The organism is Pseudomonas sp. Pseusp21 (assembly GCF_059492145.1).
The window spans coordinates 4,163,915-4,180,153 of the sequence record NZ_CP168520.1 but is presented as its reverse complement, the minus strand read 5'-3'; the positions used below and the strand labels follow the sequence as shown (position 1 = coordinate 4,180,153).

Sequence of the window (16,239 nt, the reverse complement as noted above, 5' to 3'; positions counted from 1 at the left end):
ACCGGACCATGCAAACTCGTGACGACATTTTCAACACCCTGCGCGATGCCCTGGTCGAGCTGTTCGAACTGGACCCGGCCCGCGTGAGCCTGGAATCCAACCTGTATCAGGATCTGGAAATCGACAGCATCGACGCCGTCGACCTGATCGATCACATCAAGCGCCAGACCGGCAAGAAAATCGCTGCCGAGGAGTTCAAGTCGGTGCGCACCGTCAGCGACGTGGTCGAGGCGGTCTACCGTCTGGTTCAACCGGCCGCATGAGCCGACTGATCGGCCTCGGCCTGCTGCTGGCAGGCCTGCTTTACCCCTTTGCGGTGTATTTCGGCATGGAGCATTTCGCACCATGGCAGTTCGGCCTGCTGCTGGGCGGCCTGTGGCTGGCCCGGGCGCTGACCGGCGAACGCAAGCCCGGCAGCCTGTGGATGGCCTTCGTGGCGATCGTGTTCTGCCTGCTGCTGGCAGTGTTCGACAGCCCTTTGCTGTTGCGCTGGTACCCGGTGCTGATCAGCGGCTTCATGCTGGTGCTGTTCAGCCTGAGCCTGAAATACGGCCCGCCGATGGTCGAGCGTCTGGCGCGCCTGCGTGAACCGCAACTGCCGCCCAAGGCGATTCGTTACACCCGCCAGGTCACCGTGGCCTGGAGCGTGTTTTTCTTTTGCAACGGTTTGTGCGCCGCCCTGCTGACACTGTGGGCGCCGCTGAACTGGTGGATGTTGTACACCGGCCTGATCTCCTACGGATTGATCGGCCTGATGTTTGCCATTGAATGGCTGATACGACAACGGGTAAGAGGTCGCCCATGAATTGGATAAAACTTGAGCAGCTGTTGCTCAAGGCCCTGCCGGCGCGTGCTGTAACAAGCGCACCGGCACTCGATCACGCACAACTGCGCGAACAGGCCCTGGGCCTGGCCGCCGGTCTGCAAGCCAAGGGCGTGCAGCGTCTGGCCGTGCATCTTGAAGATGCCGCCGATCTGGCTATCGCCCTGCTCGGTGCCTGGCGCGCCGGGGTCAGCGTATTGCTGCCTTCGGATCTGCAAGCGCAAACCCGCCAGCGCTGGTCGAACGACGTCGATCTGTGGCTGACCGATCAGGCCGGTGACGCTCGCCTGAGCGATCTGCTGCAACCGGCCCTGCCCGCCGCCGAACTGGATCTCGACCAGTGCCGCCTGAGTCTGTGCACCTCCGGCTCCAGCGGCGAACCAAAGCGCATCGACAAATCCCTGCGGCAACTGGCCAACGAAGTCGAAGCCCTTGAGCAACTCTGGGGCGCCGATCTCGGTGAGGCCTGCATTCTTGGCAGCGTCGCCACCCAGCACATTTACGGTTTGCTGTTCCGCGTGCTGTGGCCGCTGTGCGCCGGGCGTCCGTTCCTGCGCAAGCAACTGGCTTTCCCGGAAGACCTGCAACGCGCCAGCCGCGAGCACCCGACCTTTGCCTGGGTCGCCAGCCCGGCGCTGCTCAAACGTATGGGCGACAACCTCGACTGGCCGGCCCTGAGCGCCGTGCGCCGGGTGTTTTCCTCCGGCGGCGCACTGCCGGCAGGCGCCGCACAAAGCCTGCATCAACGCCTGGGACAATGGCCGACGGAAATCCTCGGCAGCTCGGAAACCGGCGGCATCGCCTGGCGTCAGGGCGAATCGTTGTGGCAGCCGTTTGCCGGCGTCGAGTTGAGCCAGGACAGCGACGGTGCCTTGCTGATCGCATCGCCCTATCTGCCCGCCGGGCATGTCGAACACACCGCCGATGCGGCGCGCATTCAGGCCGATGGCCGCTTTGAATTGCTCGGTCGGCTCGACCGGATCGTCAAACTCGAAGAAAAACGTATTTCCCTGCCGATGCTTGAACAGGCGCTGGTGGCTCACGACTGGGTTGCCGAAGCGCGTCTGGGCGTGGTGCAGGAAAACCGCGCATCCCTCGGCGCTCTGCTGGTGCTCAGCGAATCGGGCCTGTTTGCCCTGCGCGAACACGGTCGCCGCAGCCTGACCGAAACCCTGCGCCGTCATCTCGGCGACCACTGCGAAGCCCTGGCCCTGCCCCGCCGCTGGCGCCTGCTGCGACAGTTGCCGCTGAACTCGCAGGGCAAGTTGCCTCAGGCCGACGTCGAAGCCTTGCTGCTGGCACCACGGCCGAAAGCGCCGGAGATTCTGGAACAGGCCGAAACCGAGGGCGAATGGAACCTGCAATTGAGCGTTCCGCCGGACCTGGCCTACTTCAGCGGCCACTTCCCCAAGGCCCCGGTGCTGCCCGGCGTGGTGCAGGTCGAATGGGCGCTGAACCTGGGTCGGCAACTGCTGAACCTGTCCGGCGCGTTCGCCGGCATGGAAGTGCTGAAATTCCAGCAACTGGTGCGCCCCGGCGATGAAATCCAGTTGCACCTGCGCTTCGACCCGGAGCGCGGCAAATTGTATTTCGCCTATCGCAACGACACCGCCACCTGCTCCAGCGGGCGGATTCTGCTGGGGGCTGGCGATGCATAACCCTTGCGCCGTGATCCCGGTCTACAACCACGAAACCGCCATCGGCACGGTGGTCGACGCCCTGCTCGCCGAGGATCTGCCGTGCATTCTGGTGGACGATGCCAGCAGCAAATCCTGCGCGGCGGTGCTGGACGCGCTGGCCGAGCGCGAGCGGGTTTATCTGGTGCGCCTCACTGCCAATCAGGGCAAGGGCGGCGCGGTGATGACCGGTCTGCGTGAAGCGGCGCGGCTGGGCTTCAGCCATGCCTTGCAGGTCGATGCCGACGGTCAGCACGACTTGCAGGATGTCGCGCGGTTCATCGAAGAATCCCGCGCCCACCCCGAGTCACTGGTCTGTGGTTATCCGCTGTACGACGCCAGCGTGCCCAAGGGCCGTTTGTATGCGCGTTATCTGACCCACGTGATGGTGTGGATCAACACCCTGTCGCTGCAGATCCGCGACTCGATGTGCGGCTTCCGGGTGTATCCGCTGGAACCGACGCTGGGCGTGATCGACTCGGCGCGGATCGGCAAGCGCATGGATTTCGACTCGGACATTCTGGTGCGCCTGGCCTGGCGCAATCAGCCGATGCGCTGGTTGCAGACCAGCGTGCATTACCCGCTGGACGGCGTGTCGCACTTTCGCCTGTTCCACGACAACGTGCTGATCTCGAGCATGCACACGCGCCTGTTCTTCGGCATGTTGCTGCGCTTGCCCGTGATCCTCTGGCGACGGTGGCGCGCATGACCGTCGAGACCGACAAGAAGCACTGGGCCGACCGCGAAGAGCGCGGCAGTTTCCTGCTGATGAAATTCACCGCGTTCGCCGCCAAGGTCCTTGGCCGACGCCTGCTGAGCCCGTTGCTGTACGGCATCGTCCTGTACTTTTTCCTGTTCGGCCGCACCGCCCGGCGCAGTGCCTGGCAGTATCAGCAGCGCCTCGCCGACTGGAGCGGTCGCCACGAATTGCGTCCGACCCGCTGGCGGGTATTCCGCCAGTTCATGGCATTCGCCGATTCGCTGCTCGACAAGCTCGACGTGTGGAACGGCAAGCTGAAGATCGAGCAGATCGAAATCATCGACCCGGCGCTGTTGCGCAATCAGTTGCGCGGCAGTCGCGGGCAAATGCTGGTGGGCGCGCATCTGGGCAACCTCGAAGTGTGCCGGGCGCTGGCGGAGCTGGGCGAAAAGGTCACCATGAACGTGCTGGTGCACACCAAGCACGCCGAGCAATTCAATCGCCTGCTGGGCGAGGCCGGGGCGACCAACCTGCGACTGATTCAGGTCAGCGAGCTGGACCCGGTGATCATGCTGCAACTGCACGAACGGCTGGAGCGCGGCGAGTGGCTGGCGATTGCCGGCGACCGCGTGCCACTGCATGGCGGGCGCAGCGTGACCGTGGACTTTCTCGGTCACCCGGCGCCGTTCCCGCAAGGGCCGTGGCTGCTGGCCGGCCTGCTGAAATGCCCGGTCAACCTGCTGATGTGCCTGAAACAGCCCGACGGCCACTATCGCCTGACTCTCGAGCCGTTCGCCGATGCCGTGGTGTGGTCACGCCGCGAGCGCGAACAGGTCATTCATCAGTGGGCCACCCGCTATGCGCAACGCCTGAGTCACTATTGCCTCGAAGCACCGTGCCAATGGTTCAACTTTTACCCATTCTGGAAAACCGATGACAACGCCAACTCCTGAGCCGGTCACCTTCGGCGAACGCCCTTTGCGCATCGAAGACGTGCTGGCCCTGGCCAACCGTCAGGCGCCCGTGCAGTTGCAGAGCGACGCGCCTTATCGCGAACGCATCGCCAAGGGCGCGCGGTTCCTCGATTCGCTGCTGGACAAGGAAGGCGTGATCTATGGCGTGACCACCGGTTACGGCGATTCCTGCGTGGTCGCGGTGCCGCTGCATCACGTCGAGGCGCTGCCGCGTCATCTCTACACGTTCCACGGTTGCGGACTGGGCAAATTGCTCGACGCCCAGGCCACCCGCGCGGTGCTGGCGGCGCGTTTGCAGTCGCTGTGCCACGGCGTGTCCGGGGTGCGCATCGAACTGCTGGAACGCCTGCATGCGTTTCTCGAGCACGACATTCTGCCGCTGATCCCCGAAGAGGGTTCGGTGGGCGCCAGCGGCGATCTGACGCCGTTGTCCTACGTCGCCGCGACCCTGTCCGGCGAGCGTGAAGTGATGTTCCGTGGCGAACGCCGCCAGGCTGCCGACGTGCACCGCGAACTGGGCTGGACGCCGTTGGTGCTGCGCCCGAAAGAAGCGCTGGCACTGATGAACGGCACCGCCGTGATGACCGGTCTGGCCTGCCTGGCTTACGCCCGCGCCGATTACCTGCTGCAACTGGCCACCCGCATCACCGCGCTGAACGTGGTGGCGCTGCAAGGCAATCCGGAGCACTTCGACGAGCGCCTGTTCGCCGCCAAGCCGCATCCGGGGCAGATGCAGGTCGCCGCGTGGCTGCGCAAGGATCTGGCGATCGACGCGCCGACCGCGCCGCTGCACCGTTTGCAGGATCGCTACTCGCTGCGCTGCGCACCGCACGTGCTCGGCGTGCTGGCCGACAGCCTGAACTGGCTGCGCTCGTTCATCGAGACCGAACTCAACAGCGCCAACGACAACCCGATCATCGACGCCGAAGCCGAGCGCGTGCTACACGGCGGGCACTTCTACGGCGGACATATCGCGTTCGCCATGGACAGCCTGAAAAACCTCGTGGCCAACGTCGCCGACCTGCTCGACCGACAACTCGCGCTGCTGGTGGACGAACGTTACAACCACGGCTTGCCGAGCAACCTGTCCGGCGCCAGCGTCGATCGCGCGATGCTCAACCACGGCTTCAAGGCCGTGCAGATCGGCGCCAGTGCCTGGACTGCCGAAGCGTTGAAAAACACCATGCCGGCCAGCGTGTTCTCGCGCTCCACCGAGTGCCACAACCAGGACAAGGTGAGCATGGGTACCATCGCCGCCCGCGACGCCATTCGCGTGCTGGAGCTGACCGAACAGGTCGCCGCCGCCACGTTGCTGGCGGCCAATCAAGGCGTGTGGCTGCGTGGTCGCGATGCAGACGCGCGTCCGCTGCCGCCATCGCTGGCCACCATGCACGAACAACTGGCCCAGGACTTCCCGCCGGTGATCGAAGACCGCGCCTTGGAAGGCGAATTGCGCCTGTGCCTGCAACGCATCGCCGAGCAACACTGGAGGCTGCATGCGTAGTGCCGGAGTGCTTCACGCCGATACGGAAATCCTCGTGCCGTTCTTTGACGTCGACACCATGCACGTCGTCTGGCACGGCCATTACGTGAAATACCTGGAAGTGGCGCGTTGCGCATTGCTCGACAAGATCGGCCACAACTACAACCAGATGGTCGACTCGGGCTATGCCTGGCCGGTGATCGACCTGCAACTGCGATACGTGCGCGGCGCGGTGTTCGGCCAACGGCTGAACGTGCGCGCCAGTCTGGTGGAGTGGGAAAACCGCCTGAAGATCCACTACCTGATCACCGACGCCCAGACAGGCGAACGCCTGACCCGCGCCAGCTCGGTGCAGGTCGCCGTCGAAGTGAGCAGCCGCGAGATGCAACTGGCTTCGCCAAAAGTCTTCACCGATGCCGTGGAAAGGATGCTGCGATGAATGTGTGGTTGAAATCCCTTGGGGCCGTGGCGCTGCTGACGCTGTCGTCGCTGGCCGACGCCTTCGACCTGCAACAGTTGAGCGAGCAACTGGCGAAGCCGGACGTGATCCACGGCCGGTTCATCCAGGAAAAACACCTGCGCGCCCTGCCCCAGCCGCTGATCAGCAAGGGCAGTTTTGTCCTTGCCAAAAACCACGGCTTGCTGTGGCTGCTGAAAACCCCGCTGCAACAGGATTACCGGATCAGCGCCAAGGGTATCGCCCGGCGTGATGCCACCGGCTGGCAACTGCTGCCGAACAAGAGCGCCGGGGCCGAGCAGAACCGCTTGTTCCTGGCGGTGCTGCAAGGCGACAGCAGCGGTCTGCAACGGGATTTCGAACTGGCCCTGAGCGGCGATGCGCAGCAATGGCAACTGACCCTGACCCCGCGCTCGGTGCTGCTCAAGCAGGTGTTCAATCAGATCAACATCAGCGGCGGCGCGTTGGTGAACACCATCGAACTGCTGGAAACCCAGGGTGACAGCACCGTGCTGCGCATGCAGGACAGCACTGCCGGCCAACCTCTGAGCGACGCGGAGCAACATGACTTTGCCGAGTGAACGCAGGCTGCCCTGGCTGTTCCTGATCCTGCTGCTGGCGGTTGTCGCACTGGGCGCCTGGCAGTGGCGCGACGGTGCGCCGCTGTCGGCCAACCTGATGGAACTGGTGCCCGGCACCCACCCGGACGCCCTCGAACTGCGCGCCGAACAACGCATGCAGGAACCGCTCAACCGCGACATGCTGGTGCTGGTCGGCCACGCCGATCGCCAGCAAGCCGTCGCCATGGCCCAGACCCTGGGCGAGCAATGGCAGGCCAGCGGGTTGTTCGAAAAGGTCCAATGGAATCTGCAAGCCGATCTGCCGGCCCTGCGCACGCAACTGCTGCAAGGACGGCTGGCGATGCTCTCGGCGGATGACCGACAACTGCTGATCGAACATCCCGACGCCTTTATCCAGCAACGGGTACAGGCGCTGTTCGACCCGTTCACCGGGTTCAGTCTGGTGCCGAGCCAGGACGACTGGCTGGGCCTGACCGGACGCATCCAGAACAGCCAGCCGCAACATGGCGCGGTGCAACTGGACATCGGCAGCGGCGCGTTGATCGCCGACGCCGATGGCAAGAGCTGGGTGCTGCTGCGCGCACGCACCACCGGCAGCGCCTTCGACATGAATCAACCGCTGCAAGTCGCCGCCCTGTTGCAACACAGCCGAGAGCAAGCGGCTCGCGCGGACGTGCAATTGCTGGCCGCCAGCGGCCTGCTGTACGCCGCCAACGGTCAGCAGCAGGCGACCCGGGAAATGACCTGGGTCGGCGGCGGCGCCACCATCGGCATCCTGTTGCTGTTGCTGCTCGCCTTCCGCCGCTGGCGGGTGCTGCTGGCGTTCATTCCGGTGCTGGTCGGCATGCTGTTCGGCGCAGTGGCCTGTGTCGCGCTGTTCGGGCACATGCACGTGATGACCCTGGTGCTCGGTTCCAGCCTGATCGGCGTGGCAGTGGATTACCCGCTGCACTACCTGTCCAAGAGCTGGAGCCTCAAGCCGTGGCACAGCTGGCCGGCGTTGCGCCTGACCCTGTCCGGGCTGACATTGAGCCTGATCACCAGCGCCATCGGTTACCTGGCACTGGCCTGGACGCCCTTCCCGGCCCTGACCCAGATCGCCGTGTTCTCCGCCGCCGGTTTGCTCGGCGCCTACCTGTCGGCGGTGTGCCTGTTGCCGGCGCTGCTGAAAAACGTCGAACTGCGCCCGGCGCAATGGCCGCTGCAACTGGCCGAGCGCTTGGTGCGGTTGCGGGAAAACCTGCTCGACCACGTCAGAACGCCGGTATTGCTGGCCCTGCTGATCGCCTTCTGCGTCGGTGGCCTGCTGCAACTGGAGAGCAGGAACGACATCCGCCAGTGGGTCGGTGCGCCGCAACGTCTGACCGATGAGGCGCAGACCATCGCGCGGATTACCGGCTATCAGCCGACCAGCCAGTTCTTCCTGGTGCGCGCCGCCGATCAGCAGCAATTGCTGGAACGGCAAGCAGCCCTGAGCGAGCGGCTGGATCAACTGGTCAACCTCGACAAGTTGCAGGGTTATCTGGCGCTCAATCAACTGGTCAGCCCGCCGTCTCAGCAGCAACAAGTGCGTGAGGCGCTGAGCAAGTTGCCGCAGTTCTGGCAGCCGTTGCTGGAGGTCGGCGTGCCGCTGGCGGCGCTGCAAACCGAGCTGCAACAGTTGCAGGCCCTGCCCGCCGAGGACATCGATGCAGCACTGGCCGGACCGCTCGGCGAGCCCTACCGCACGCTGTGGCTCGGCCCGACCGAGGACGGCGTGGCAGCGATGGTCAGCCTGCAAGGCCTGAACAATCCGTCGCTGCTGCGGGTGCAGGCGCTGGACCTGCCCGGCGTGATGCTGGTGGACCGGCTCGGCGATCTGAACAAGGTGTTCGCCCAGACCCAGATCAGCGCTGCTGAGCTGAAACTCGCGTCCTGCGTATTGATCGTGCTGGTGCTGATGCTGCCGTTCGGTCTCGGCGGCGCGCTGCGGATCGTCGCCCTGCCGCTGCTCGCTGCGCTGTGCAGCCTCGCAAGCCTGGGCTGGCTCGGCCAGCCGCTGACCCTGTTCAGCCTGTTCGGCCTGTTGCTGGTAACGGCGATCAGCGTCGACTACGCGATCCTCATGCGCGAGCAGGTCGGCGGCGCAGCCGTCAGCCTGCTCGGCACCTTGCTCGCGGCCGCCACCACCTGGCTGTCGTTCGGCCTGCTGGCGGTGTCGAGCACCCCGGCGGTGAGCAACTTCGGTCTGTCGGTGAGCCTCGGTCTGGCGTTCAGCTTCATGCTCGCGCCGTGGGCCGGGCGTCAGGCCCATGCGGTTGCCGTCACGGAGCCTGCAGCATGATGGTGATGATTTTCTGGCTGATGGCCCTGGCACTGTTCTTCGTCGCCACCCGGGTCGGCCGGCATTTCGGGCTGATCCCGATCGTCAGTCAATTGCTGCTGGCCAGCTTCGGCCTGCCGCTGCTGATGTACTTCTGGATCGAACCCGGCTGGCAACTCAACGGCGCCGAACTGATCGCGCCGGGCTGGCTGAAAAACCTCTACAGCCTGAGCTTCGCCCTGTTGCTGGGGCACATCCTCAGTGACGTGATCGACCTGCGCCTGGACCGTCAGAGCGTGAAGATCGCCCTGCCGAGTTTCGCCGTGCCGTTCGCCTGCGGTCTGGCGACGGCGTACTGGCTGTTGCCGACGCAGCCGTGGATCAACTCGCTGGCGATCGGTCTGGTGTTCGCCATCACTGCGATCCCGGTGTTGTATCTGTACCTGCGTCACATCGACTACCCGCCCGCCGCCACTCGGCGTCTGGTGCAGACCGCGATCCTGATCGACCTGACCTGCTGGACCCTGTTCGGCCTCGCTCAGGGCAGCCTGCACCTGAGCAGTCTGTTGCTGCCGCTGGGGATGGCCTGCGTACCCGTGCTGCTGCGGGTGTTCGGCATCCGCCGTCCATTGACCTACAGCCTCGGCTTCTTTGCGCTGTTGGTGCTGGCCGAACACTACAAACTCAACGCACTGATTTTCGGCATCGGTTATCTGCTGTGCATGGCCGCGCTCAAGGTGCCATTGGTGTTGCCGCTGCCGGCGCACTGGATGAACCGCTTGCAGACGTGGGTCGCAATTCCGCTGATCCTGACTTTCGGCATCGTCCAGATCGACGTGCACAGCGCCCTTGCCAGCCTCGGTACCGTGCAATGGGCGGCGCTGCTGCTGTTGCCGGTCGCCAGCAAAATCCTGGGCAACTGGCTCGGCCTCGGCTGGGCCGGCGCGTCATTCGCAGGCGCCAGCCGCTGGCGCGAAAGCGTGCTGCTGAATATTCGCGGCTTGAGCGAAATCGTTTTTCTCAACCTGCTGTTGCAACAACAACTCATCAGCCCGGCGCTGTACTTTGCGCTGATGCTGATGGGTCTGATCGCGACGCTGTTGCCGGCCTTCATCGGCCTGCACCGGGCGTCACTGAACCCTATTGCCGTACCCAGGAGCTCACGTGCCAATCGTTGAAATGGAATCCCGTCAGGTCGTGATCATCGGCGCCGGCCCCTCCGGCGCCATCGCCGCCGCATTGCTCAAGCGCAAGGGGCACGACGTGCTGGTGATCGAGCGTCAGCATTTCCCGAGGTTCTCCATCGGTGAAAGCCTGCTCTGCCATTGCCTGGATTTCGTCGAAGAGGCCGGCATGCTCGAGGCGGTGAATGCCGCCGGTTTCCAACACAAGAACGGTGCGGCGTTCGCCTGGGGCGAGCGCTACAGCGCCTTCGATTTTGGCGACACCTTCACCGCCGGCAAGCCCACGACGCTGCAGGTGCAACGCGCCGACTTCGACAAGTTGCTGGCCGATCAGGCGGCATTGCAGGGCGCGGAAATCCGCTACGGCGACGCGATTGTCAGCGTCGACTTCGAACGTCCGCGACCACAGCTGAATGTGCGCCGCGAAGACGCCAGCGAGTACCGCGTCGAAGCCGATTTTGTCCTCGATGCCAGCGGCTACGGCCGCGTGCTGTCACGCCTGCTCGACCTGGAAGCGCCGTCGAATTTCCCGGTTCGCCAGGCCGTGTTCACTCACGTCGAGGACCACATCGATCACCCCGGTTTCGACCGGGAAAAAATCCTCATCACCACCCACCCGCAGCACCGCGATATCTGGTTCTGGTCGATCCCGTTCAGCAACGGTCGCTGCTCCGTCGGCGTGGTGGCTGCCGCTGAACATTTCGCAGGTCGCGATGCCGACCTCGACGCCTGCCTGCGCGGTTTCATCGCCGAAACCCCGAGCCTGGCCAAGGTGCTGAACAACGCCGTGTGGGACACCCCGGCGCGCACTCTCGGCGGCTATGCGGCCAACGTCAAAACCCTGCACGGCCCGGGTTTTGCGCTGCTGGGTAACGCGGCGGAATTTCTCGACCCGGTTTTCTCTTCGGGCGTGACCATCGCCATGCGTTCGGCGAGCATGGCCGCCGCTGTGCTGCATCGACAGTTGCAGGGCGAAACGGTGGACTGGCAACGGGAATTCGCCGAGCCGCTGAAACGCGGGGTCGACACGTTCCGCTGCTACGTCGAAGGCTGGTACGCCGGCACTTTCCAGGACGTGATTTTCCACGAGCAAGGCTCGCCGGAAATCCGCCGCATGATCTGCTCGATCCTCGCCGGCTACGCCTGGGACGAACGCAACCCGTTCGTCAGTGAAGCGCGCCGTCGGTTGAAGACGATCTCCGAACTCTGTGCAAGGGACGACACATGAATTACCTGAGCGACAACTACGTCGAGGAAACCCGCTTCGGCTTCTGGTTCCTGCGCAGCCACACTTGGCAGCACCATGTGCTGCGCGTGGCAATCAACGATCTGCGCGGGCTGTTCAGCGAATCGTTGCCAGACAATCCGGTGCTGCTGGATGCCGGCTGCGGTCAGGGCAAGTCGTTCGGTCACCTGCGCCAGACCTTCGCGCCACAGCGCCTGATCGGCGTCGATGCCGACCCGCACAGCCTTGAACTGAGCGCCGCCGAGGCGGCGCGTCTGGGCTTCGACGTCGAGCTGATCGGCAGCGACTGCGCGACCCTCAATGTCCCGGACGCCAGCGTCGACCTGCTGTTCTGTCACCAGACCTTCCATCATCTGGTGGAGCAGGAAAAGGCCCTGGCCGAGTTCTATCGGGTGCTCAAGCCGGGTGGTTATCTGCTGTTCGCCGAGTCCACCGAGGCTTACATTGATACGTGGGTGATTCGCTGGCTGTTCCGTCATCCGATGCACGTGCAAAAGAGCGCGGCGCAGTACCTGGAGATGATTCGCCAGCAGGGTTTCGAGTTCGGCGAACAGAACGTTTCGTACCCGTATCTGTGGTGGAGCCGGTCGAAGGATTTCGGTCTGCTCGAACGTTTCGGTCTGCGCCAGCCCAAGCCCTTTGGCCAGCGGGAAGAAACCCTGGTCAACGTGGTGGCCCGCAAATCCTTGAACGAGGCTGTCTGATGTTGCGTGTTCTGCTGCTCGCCTGCGTCCTGCTGCTCGGTGCCTGCGCCAGTCAGGCGCCGCTGCCGGCCGGCAACCCGAACCTGCCGCTGCCGATGCAATTGCATATCGAACGTCACCTGGCCGGGCAACAGCAAGACTGGTTGCTGGTGATCCAGCGCGAAGGGCCCGGCATCCGCTGGTCGATGATGGATCCGCTGGGCATTCCCCAGGCCCGTCAGCAATTGATCGACGGACACTGGCAGGCCGACGGCCTGCTGCCGCCCAACCCGGAAGCCCGGGAGCTGTTCGCCGCGCTGCTGTTCGCCCTGACCCCGGCGGGCGAGCTGTCGCGCAACTACCCCGACGCGCAGCAACAGGACGGCCAACGTTCCCTGCCGGCGCGCTGGGACATCCGTTACACCCAACCCTTGAGCTTCGAATTGAACCTGCCACAAGGCCCGCACTATCGCGTAACGCCACTCGGTGAACCGACGTCATGACCGCCTACCTCAATGCCCTCGGCGTGATCTGCGCCCTGGGGCGCGACAAGCCAGCCGTGGCACGCAACCTGTTTGCCGGCGACTGTTCAGGCATGCGCCGCGAGTCCGGCTGGGTGCCGGAGCGCGAGCTGCCGGTGGCCGCCGTGCACGGCGATCTGGCGCCGATTCCCGATGCATTGGCCGACCAGCGCAGCCGCAACAACCAACTGCTGCTGGAAGCCGCGTTGCAGATTCGCGATGACATCGAGCAGGCGATCCAGACTTACGGCCGCGACCGCATCGGCGTGGTGCTCGGCACCAGCACTTCCGGTATCGACGAAGCCAGCCGTGGCCTGGCGCACTACATTCGTGACCACCAGTTCCCGGCGGATTACGACTACCGGCAACAGGAGCTCGGCGCACCGGCGAACTTCCTCGCCGACTGGCTGCAACTGAGCGGCCCGACCTATGTGATTTCCACTGCCTGCACCTCCAGCGCACGCGCGCTGATGAGCGCCCGACGCCTGCTCGATCTGGGCCTGTGCGACGCGGTGCTGTGCGGCGGTGTCGACAGCCTGTGCAAACTGACCCTCAACGGTTTCAGTGCGCTGGAAGCGGTGTCGGACGAGCGCTGCAATCCGTTTTCCGCCAACCGCAACGGCATCAACATCGGCGAAGCGGCGGTGCTGTTCGTGATGAGCAAACAGCGCGGTGCTGGGCCGGGCATCGCCCTGCTCGGCGCCGGCGCCAGCTCCGACGCGCACCACATTTCCGCACCGGAACCGACCGGCCGTGGCGCCCTGCAATCGATGCAGAAGGCGCTCGACCAAGCCCATCTGCAAGCCGGCGACATCAGTTACCTGAACCTGCACGGCACCGCGACCCAGCACAACGACGCGATGGAAAGTCTGGCCGTCGCCGCGCTGTTTCCCGAAGGCGTACCGTGTTCCTCGACCAAACCGATGACCGGCCACACCCTCGGCGCCGCCGGCGCACTGGAAGCGGCGTTCTGCTGGTTGAGCCTGAGTGCCGACAACCCCGACCACGCCTTGCCGCCGCACGTCTGGGATGGCCAGCCAGATCCCGACCTGCCAGCGCTGAAGTGGGTGACCGCAAGCGAACGCCTGGCGTCCATTGCTCCCCGCTACCTGATGAGCAACTCGTTTGCCTTCGGTGGCAATAACGTCAGCCTGATTATCGGAGATGCCCCATGAGCCACTGGCCGCTCGCCGAACTGCTGCCCCACGCTGGCGACATGATCCTGATCGACCGGATCCTGAGCTTTGACGACGAACAGATCCACACCACCCTCACCGTCCGCCCCGGCGGCCTGTTCAGCCTGCCCGACGGCAGCCTGCCGGCGTGGGTCGGCATCGAGCTGATGGCGCAAAGCGTCGCCGCGTTCGCCGGCTGCCATGCGCGGCAGAAAGGCAACCCGGTGGAGCTGGGCTTTCTGCTCGGCACACGCAAGTTCGAATGCAATGTCGCGGCCTTTCCGGTTGGCAGCGAACTGACCATCCATGGCCTGCGCTCGCTGGAAGACGACAACGGCATGGGCGTATTCGAATGCCATATCAACGCGCCCGGCATCGAGGCCAGCGCCCGGCTGAACGTGTTCCGCCCGCCCCATGCGGCGGACTATCTGGAACAAACCCGCGACGAAACCAACAAGGAGTCGAACGATGACTGAATCAATACTGGTCACCGGCTCCAGCCGTGGCATCGGCCGCGCCATCGCCCTGCGTCTGGCTCAGGCCGGGCATGACATCGTCGTGCATTGCCGCAGTGGTCTGAGCGACGCGCAGGCGGTGCAGGCTGAAATCCAGGCCCTGGGCCGCCAAGCGCGCATCCTGCAATTCGACGTGGCTGACCGCGAAACCTGTAAAGCCATCCTCGAAGCCGATGTCGAAGCCCACGGCGCCTACTACGGCGTGGTGCTCAATGCCGGCCTGACCCGCGACGGCGCCTTTCCGGCTCTGAGCGACGACGACTGGGACGTGGTGCTGCGTACCAACCTCGACGGTTTCTACAACGTCCTGCACCCGGTGATGATGCCGATGATCCGCCGCCGCGCCGCGGGTCGCATCGTGTGCATTACCTCGGTGTCGGGGCTGATCGGCAACCGTGGCCAGGTCAATTACAGCGCCTCGAAGGCCGGTGTGATCGGCGCCGCGAAAGCCTTGGCGATCGAACTGGCCAAGCGCAAGATCACGGTCAATTGCGTCGCGCCGGGCTTGATCGACACGGCGATGCTCGATGAAAACGTGCCGGTGGAAGAACTGCTGAAAATGATCCCCGCACAACGCATGGGCACGCCTGAAGAGGTGGCCGGTGCGGTGAATTTCCTGATGTCGGCGGAAGCGTCGTACATCACCCGCCAGGTGCTGGCGGTCAACGGAGGCTTGTGTTGATGAAGCGCGTCGTCGTCACCGGCATGGCCGGCATTACCTCGCTGGGCAGCGACTGGGACACCATCGCCGGCAATTTTGCCGCCAACCGCAGCGGCATCCGCCGGATGGACGAGTGGGATCGCTTCAGCGAACTCAACACCCGTCTGGCCGGGCCCATCGACGATTTCCAGGTGCCGGCGCACTGGACTCGCAAACAATTGCGCAGCATGGGCCGGGTCTCGCGCCTGGCTGTCGGCGCGGCGGAAAAAGCGCTGGCCGATGCCGGCCTGCTCGGCGACGAGTCGATCAAGGACGGGCGCATGGGCGTGGCCTGCGGTTCGTCCACCGGCAGCACCGACGAGATCAAGGCGTTCGGCAACATGCTGCTCAACTCGGTGGCCGAAGGCCTCAACGCAAACTCCTATGTGCGGATGATGCCGCACACCACGGCGGCGAACATCAGCATCTTCTTCGGCCTCACCGGCCGCTTGATCCCGACCTCCAGCGCCTGCACCAGCGGCAGCCAGGGCATCGGTTATGCCTACGAGGCGATCAAGTTCGGTCGTCTGCCACTGATGCTCGCCGGCGGCGCCGAAGAGCTGTGCCCGACCGAAGCCATGGTGTTCGACGCGCTGTACGCCACCAGCCTGAAAAATGATGCACCGCACACCTCGCCACGCCCGTACGACAAGGGCCGCGACGGTCTGGTGATCGGCGAGGGCGGCGGCATGCTGGTGCTCGAAGAGCTGGAACACGCCCTGGCTCGCGGTGCGCACATTCACGCCGAGATCGTCGGTTTCGGCAGCAACGCCGACGGCCAGCACACCACCCGCCCCGAACAAGTCACCATGCGCCGGGCAATGGAACTGGCGCTGGAAGACGCAGGCCTTGCGCCGGACGTCATCGGCTACGTCAACGGCCACGGCACCGCCACCGAACAGGGCGATGTCGCCGAAACCCTGGCCACCAGTGCCCTGTTCGGCGAACGCATGCCGATCAGTTCGCAAAAGAGCTTCCTGGGCCACACCCTCGGCGCCTGCGGGGCGCTGGAATCGTGGTTCAGCATCGAGATGCTCAACCGCGACCTGTATGTGCACACGCTCAACCTCGACGAGGTCGATCCGCACTGCGGCAAGCTCGACTACCTGCGCGGCGAGTTCCGCCAGATGAGCCACGAATACGTGATGAACAACAACTTCGCTTTCGGCGGGGTCAACACCTCGCTGATTTTCCGTCGCTGGCCACAACCGAATTAATC

Annotated in this window: 17 protein-coding genes; all 17 read left to right on the top strand. The window is 64.6% G+C overall.

The genetic code is table 11. From position 1 onward, the window contains the following. Positions 1 to 8: 8 nt before the first annotated feature. The 17 genes from ACEN93_RS19095 to ACEN93_RS19015 are packed head-to-tail and all read left to right on the top strand — an operon-like array spanning position 9 to position 16,237. On the top strand, positions 9 to 263 hold the full coding sequence (locus ACEN93_RS19095) for an acyl carrier protein (protein ID WP_007947135.1): 255 nt from the start codon (positions 9 to 11) through the stop codon (positions 261 to 263). Beyond that, the gene (locus ACEN93_RS19090; RefSeq protein ID WP_011332105.1) at positions 260 to 805 is read left to right on the top strand and encodes a COG4648 family protein; all 546 of its coding nucleotides are present in this window, start codon (positions 260 to 262) and stop codon (positions 803 to 805) included. Before ACEN93_RS19095 ends, ACEN93_RS19090 begins: the two co-directional genes overlap by 4 nt. Then, positions 802 to 2,481 carry an ApeI family dehydratase gene (locus ACEN93_RS19085; RefSeq protein WP_495610380.1) on the top strand — a complete coding sequence of 560 codons (1,680 nt, stop codon included), beginning with the start codon at positions 802 to 804 and terminating at the stop codon, positions 2,479 to 2,481. Before ACEN93_RS19090 ends, ACEN93_RS19085 begins: the two co-directional genes overlap by 4 nt. Further along, a complete protein-coding gene (locus ACEN93_RS19080; protein ID WP_039766475.1) occupies positions 2,474 to 3,208 on the top strand; it encodes a glycosyltransferase family 2 protein in 735 nt (244 codons plus the stop codon). The genes ACEN93_RS19085 and ACEN93_RS19080 overlap by 8 nt, the downstream gene beginning before the upstream one ends. Then, positions 3,205 to 4,152, top strand: coding sequence for a lysophospholipid acyltransferase family protein (locus ACEN93_RS19075; RefSeq protein WP_039766474.1), 948 nt, complete (start codon positions 3,205 to 3,207; stop codon positions 4,150 to 4,152). Before ACEN93_RS19080 ends, ACEN93_RS19075 begins: the two co-directional genes overlap by 4 nt. Then, on the top strand, positions 4,133 to 5,677 hold the full coding sequence (locus ACEN93_RS19070) for an HAL/PAL/TAL family ammonia-lyase (RefSeq protein WP_495610379.1): 1,545 nt from the start codon (positions 4,133 to 4,135) through the stop codon (positions 5,675 to 5,677). The genes ACEN93_RS19075 and ACEN93_RS19070 overlap by 20 nt, the downstream gene beginning before the upstream one ends. Continuing rightward, positions 5,670 to 6,095 (top strand): acyl-CoA thioesterase, encoded by a 426-nt coding sequence (locus ACEN93_RS19065; RefSeq protein ID WP_011332100.1) that lies wholly within the window; start codon positions 5,670 to 5,672, stop codon positions 6,093 to 6,095. Before ACEN93_RS19070 ends, ACEN93_RS19065 begins: the two co-directional genes overlap by 8 nt. Beyond that, the gene (locus ACEN93_RS19060; RefSeq protein WP_495610378.1) at positions 6,092 to 6,694 is read left to right on the top strand and encodes an outer membrane lipoprotein carrier protein LolA; all 603 of its coding nucleotides are present in this window, start codon (positions 6,092 to 6,094) and stop codon (positions 6,692 to 6,694) included. Before ACEN93_RS19065 ends, ACEN93_RS19060 begins: the two co-directional genes overlap by 4 nt. Beyond that, positions 6,678 to 9,017, top strand: coding sequence for an MMPL family transporter (locus ACEN93_RS19055; RefSeq protein WP_495610377.1), 2,340 nt, complete (start codon positions 6,678 to 6,680; stop codon positions 9,015 to 9,017). Before ACEN93_RS19060 ends, ACEN93_RS19055 begins: the two co-directional genes overlap by 17 nt. After that, positions 9,014 to 10,174, top strand: a complete 1,161-nt coding sequence (locus ACEN93_RS19050) for a cation:proton antiporter (RefSeq protein ID WP_085667696.1) — start codon at positions 9,014 to 9,016, stop codon at positions 10,172 to 10,174. The genes ACEN93_RS19055 and ACEN93_RS19050 overlap by 4 nt, the downstream gene beginning before the upstream one ends. Continuing rightward, positions 10,161 to 11,408, top strand: a complete 1,248-nt coding sequence (locus ACEN93_RS19045; RefSeq protein ID WP_495610376.1) for an NAD(P)/FAD-dependent oxidoreductase — start codon at positions 10,161 to 10,163, stop codon at positions 11,406 to 11,408. The genes ACEN93_RS19050 and ACEN93_RS19045 overlap by 14 nt, the downstream gene beginning before the upstream one ends. Beyond that, positions 11,405 to 12,130, top strand: a complete 726-nt coding sequence (locus ACEN93_RS19040; RefSeq protein ID WP_495610375.1) for a class I SAM-dependent methyltransferase — start codon at positions 11,405 to 11,407, stop codon at positions 12,128 to 12,130. Before ACEN93_RS19045 ends, ACEN93_RS19040 begins: the two co-directional genes overlap by 4 nt. After that, positions 12,130 to 12,612, top strand: coding sequence for a hypothetical protein (locus ACEN93_RS19035; RefSeq protein ID WP_495610374.1), 483 nt, complete (start codon positions 12,130 to 12,132; stop codon positions 12,610 to 12,612). Before ACEN93_RS19040 ends, ACEN93_RS19035 begins: the two co-directional genes overlap by 1 nt. After that, positions 12,609 to 13,805, top strand: a complete 1,197-nt coding sequence (locus tag ACEN93_RS19030; RefSeq protein ID WP_495610373.1) for a beta-ketoacyl-[acyl-carrier-protein] synthase family protein — start codon at positions 12,609 to 12,611, stop codon at positions 13,803 to 13,805. The genes ACEN93_RS19035 and ACEN93_RS19030 overlap by 4 nt, the downstream gene beginning before the upstream one ends. Beyond that, positions 13,802 to 14,281, top strand: a complete 480-nt coding sequence (locus ACEN93_RS19025; RefSeq protein ID WP_039766461.1) for a hotdog family protein — start codon at positions 13,802 to 13,804, stop codon at positions 14,279 to 14,281. Before ACEN93_RS19030 ends, ACEN93_RS19025 begins: the two co-directional genes overlap by 4 nt. Continuing rightward, positions 14,274 to 15,002 (top strand): 3-oxoacyl-ACP reductase FabG, encoded by a 729-nt coding sequence (fabG, locus tag ACEN93_RS19020; protein WP_085648023.1) that lies wholly within the window; start codon positions 14,274 to 14,276, stop codon positions 15,000 to 15,002. Before ACEN93_RS19025 ends, fabG begins: the two co-directional genes overlap by 8 nt. Beyond that, entirely contained in the window at positions 15,002 to 16,237 is a 1,236-nt protein-coding gene (locus ACEN93_RS19015) for a beta-ketoacyl-ACP synthase (RefSeq protein WP_085611127.1), read from the top strand. The genes fabG and ACEN93_RS19015 overlap by 1 nt, the downstream gene beginning before the upstream one ends. Positions 16,238 to 16,239: the final 2 nt, after the last annotated feature.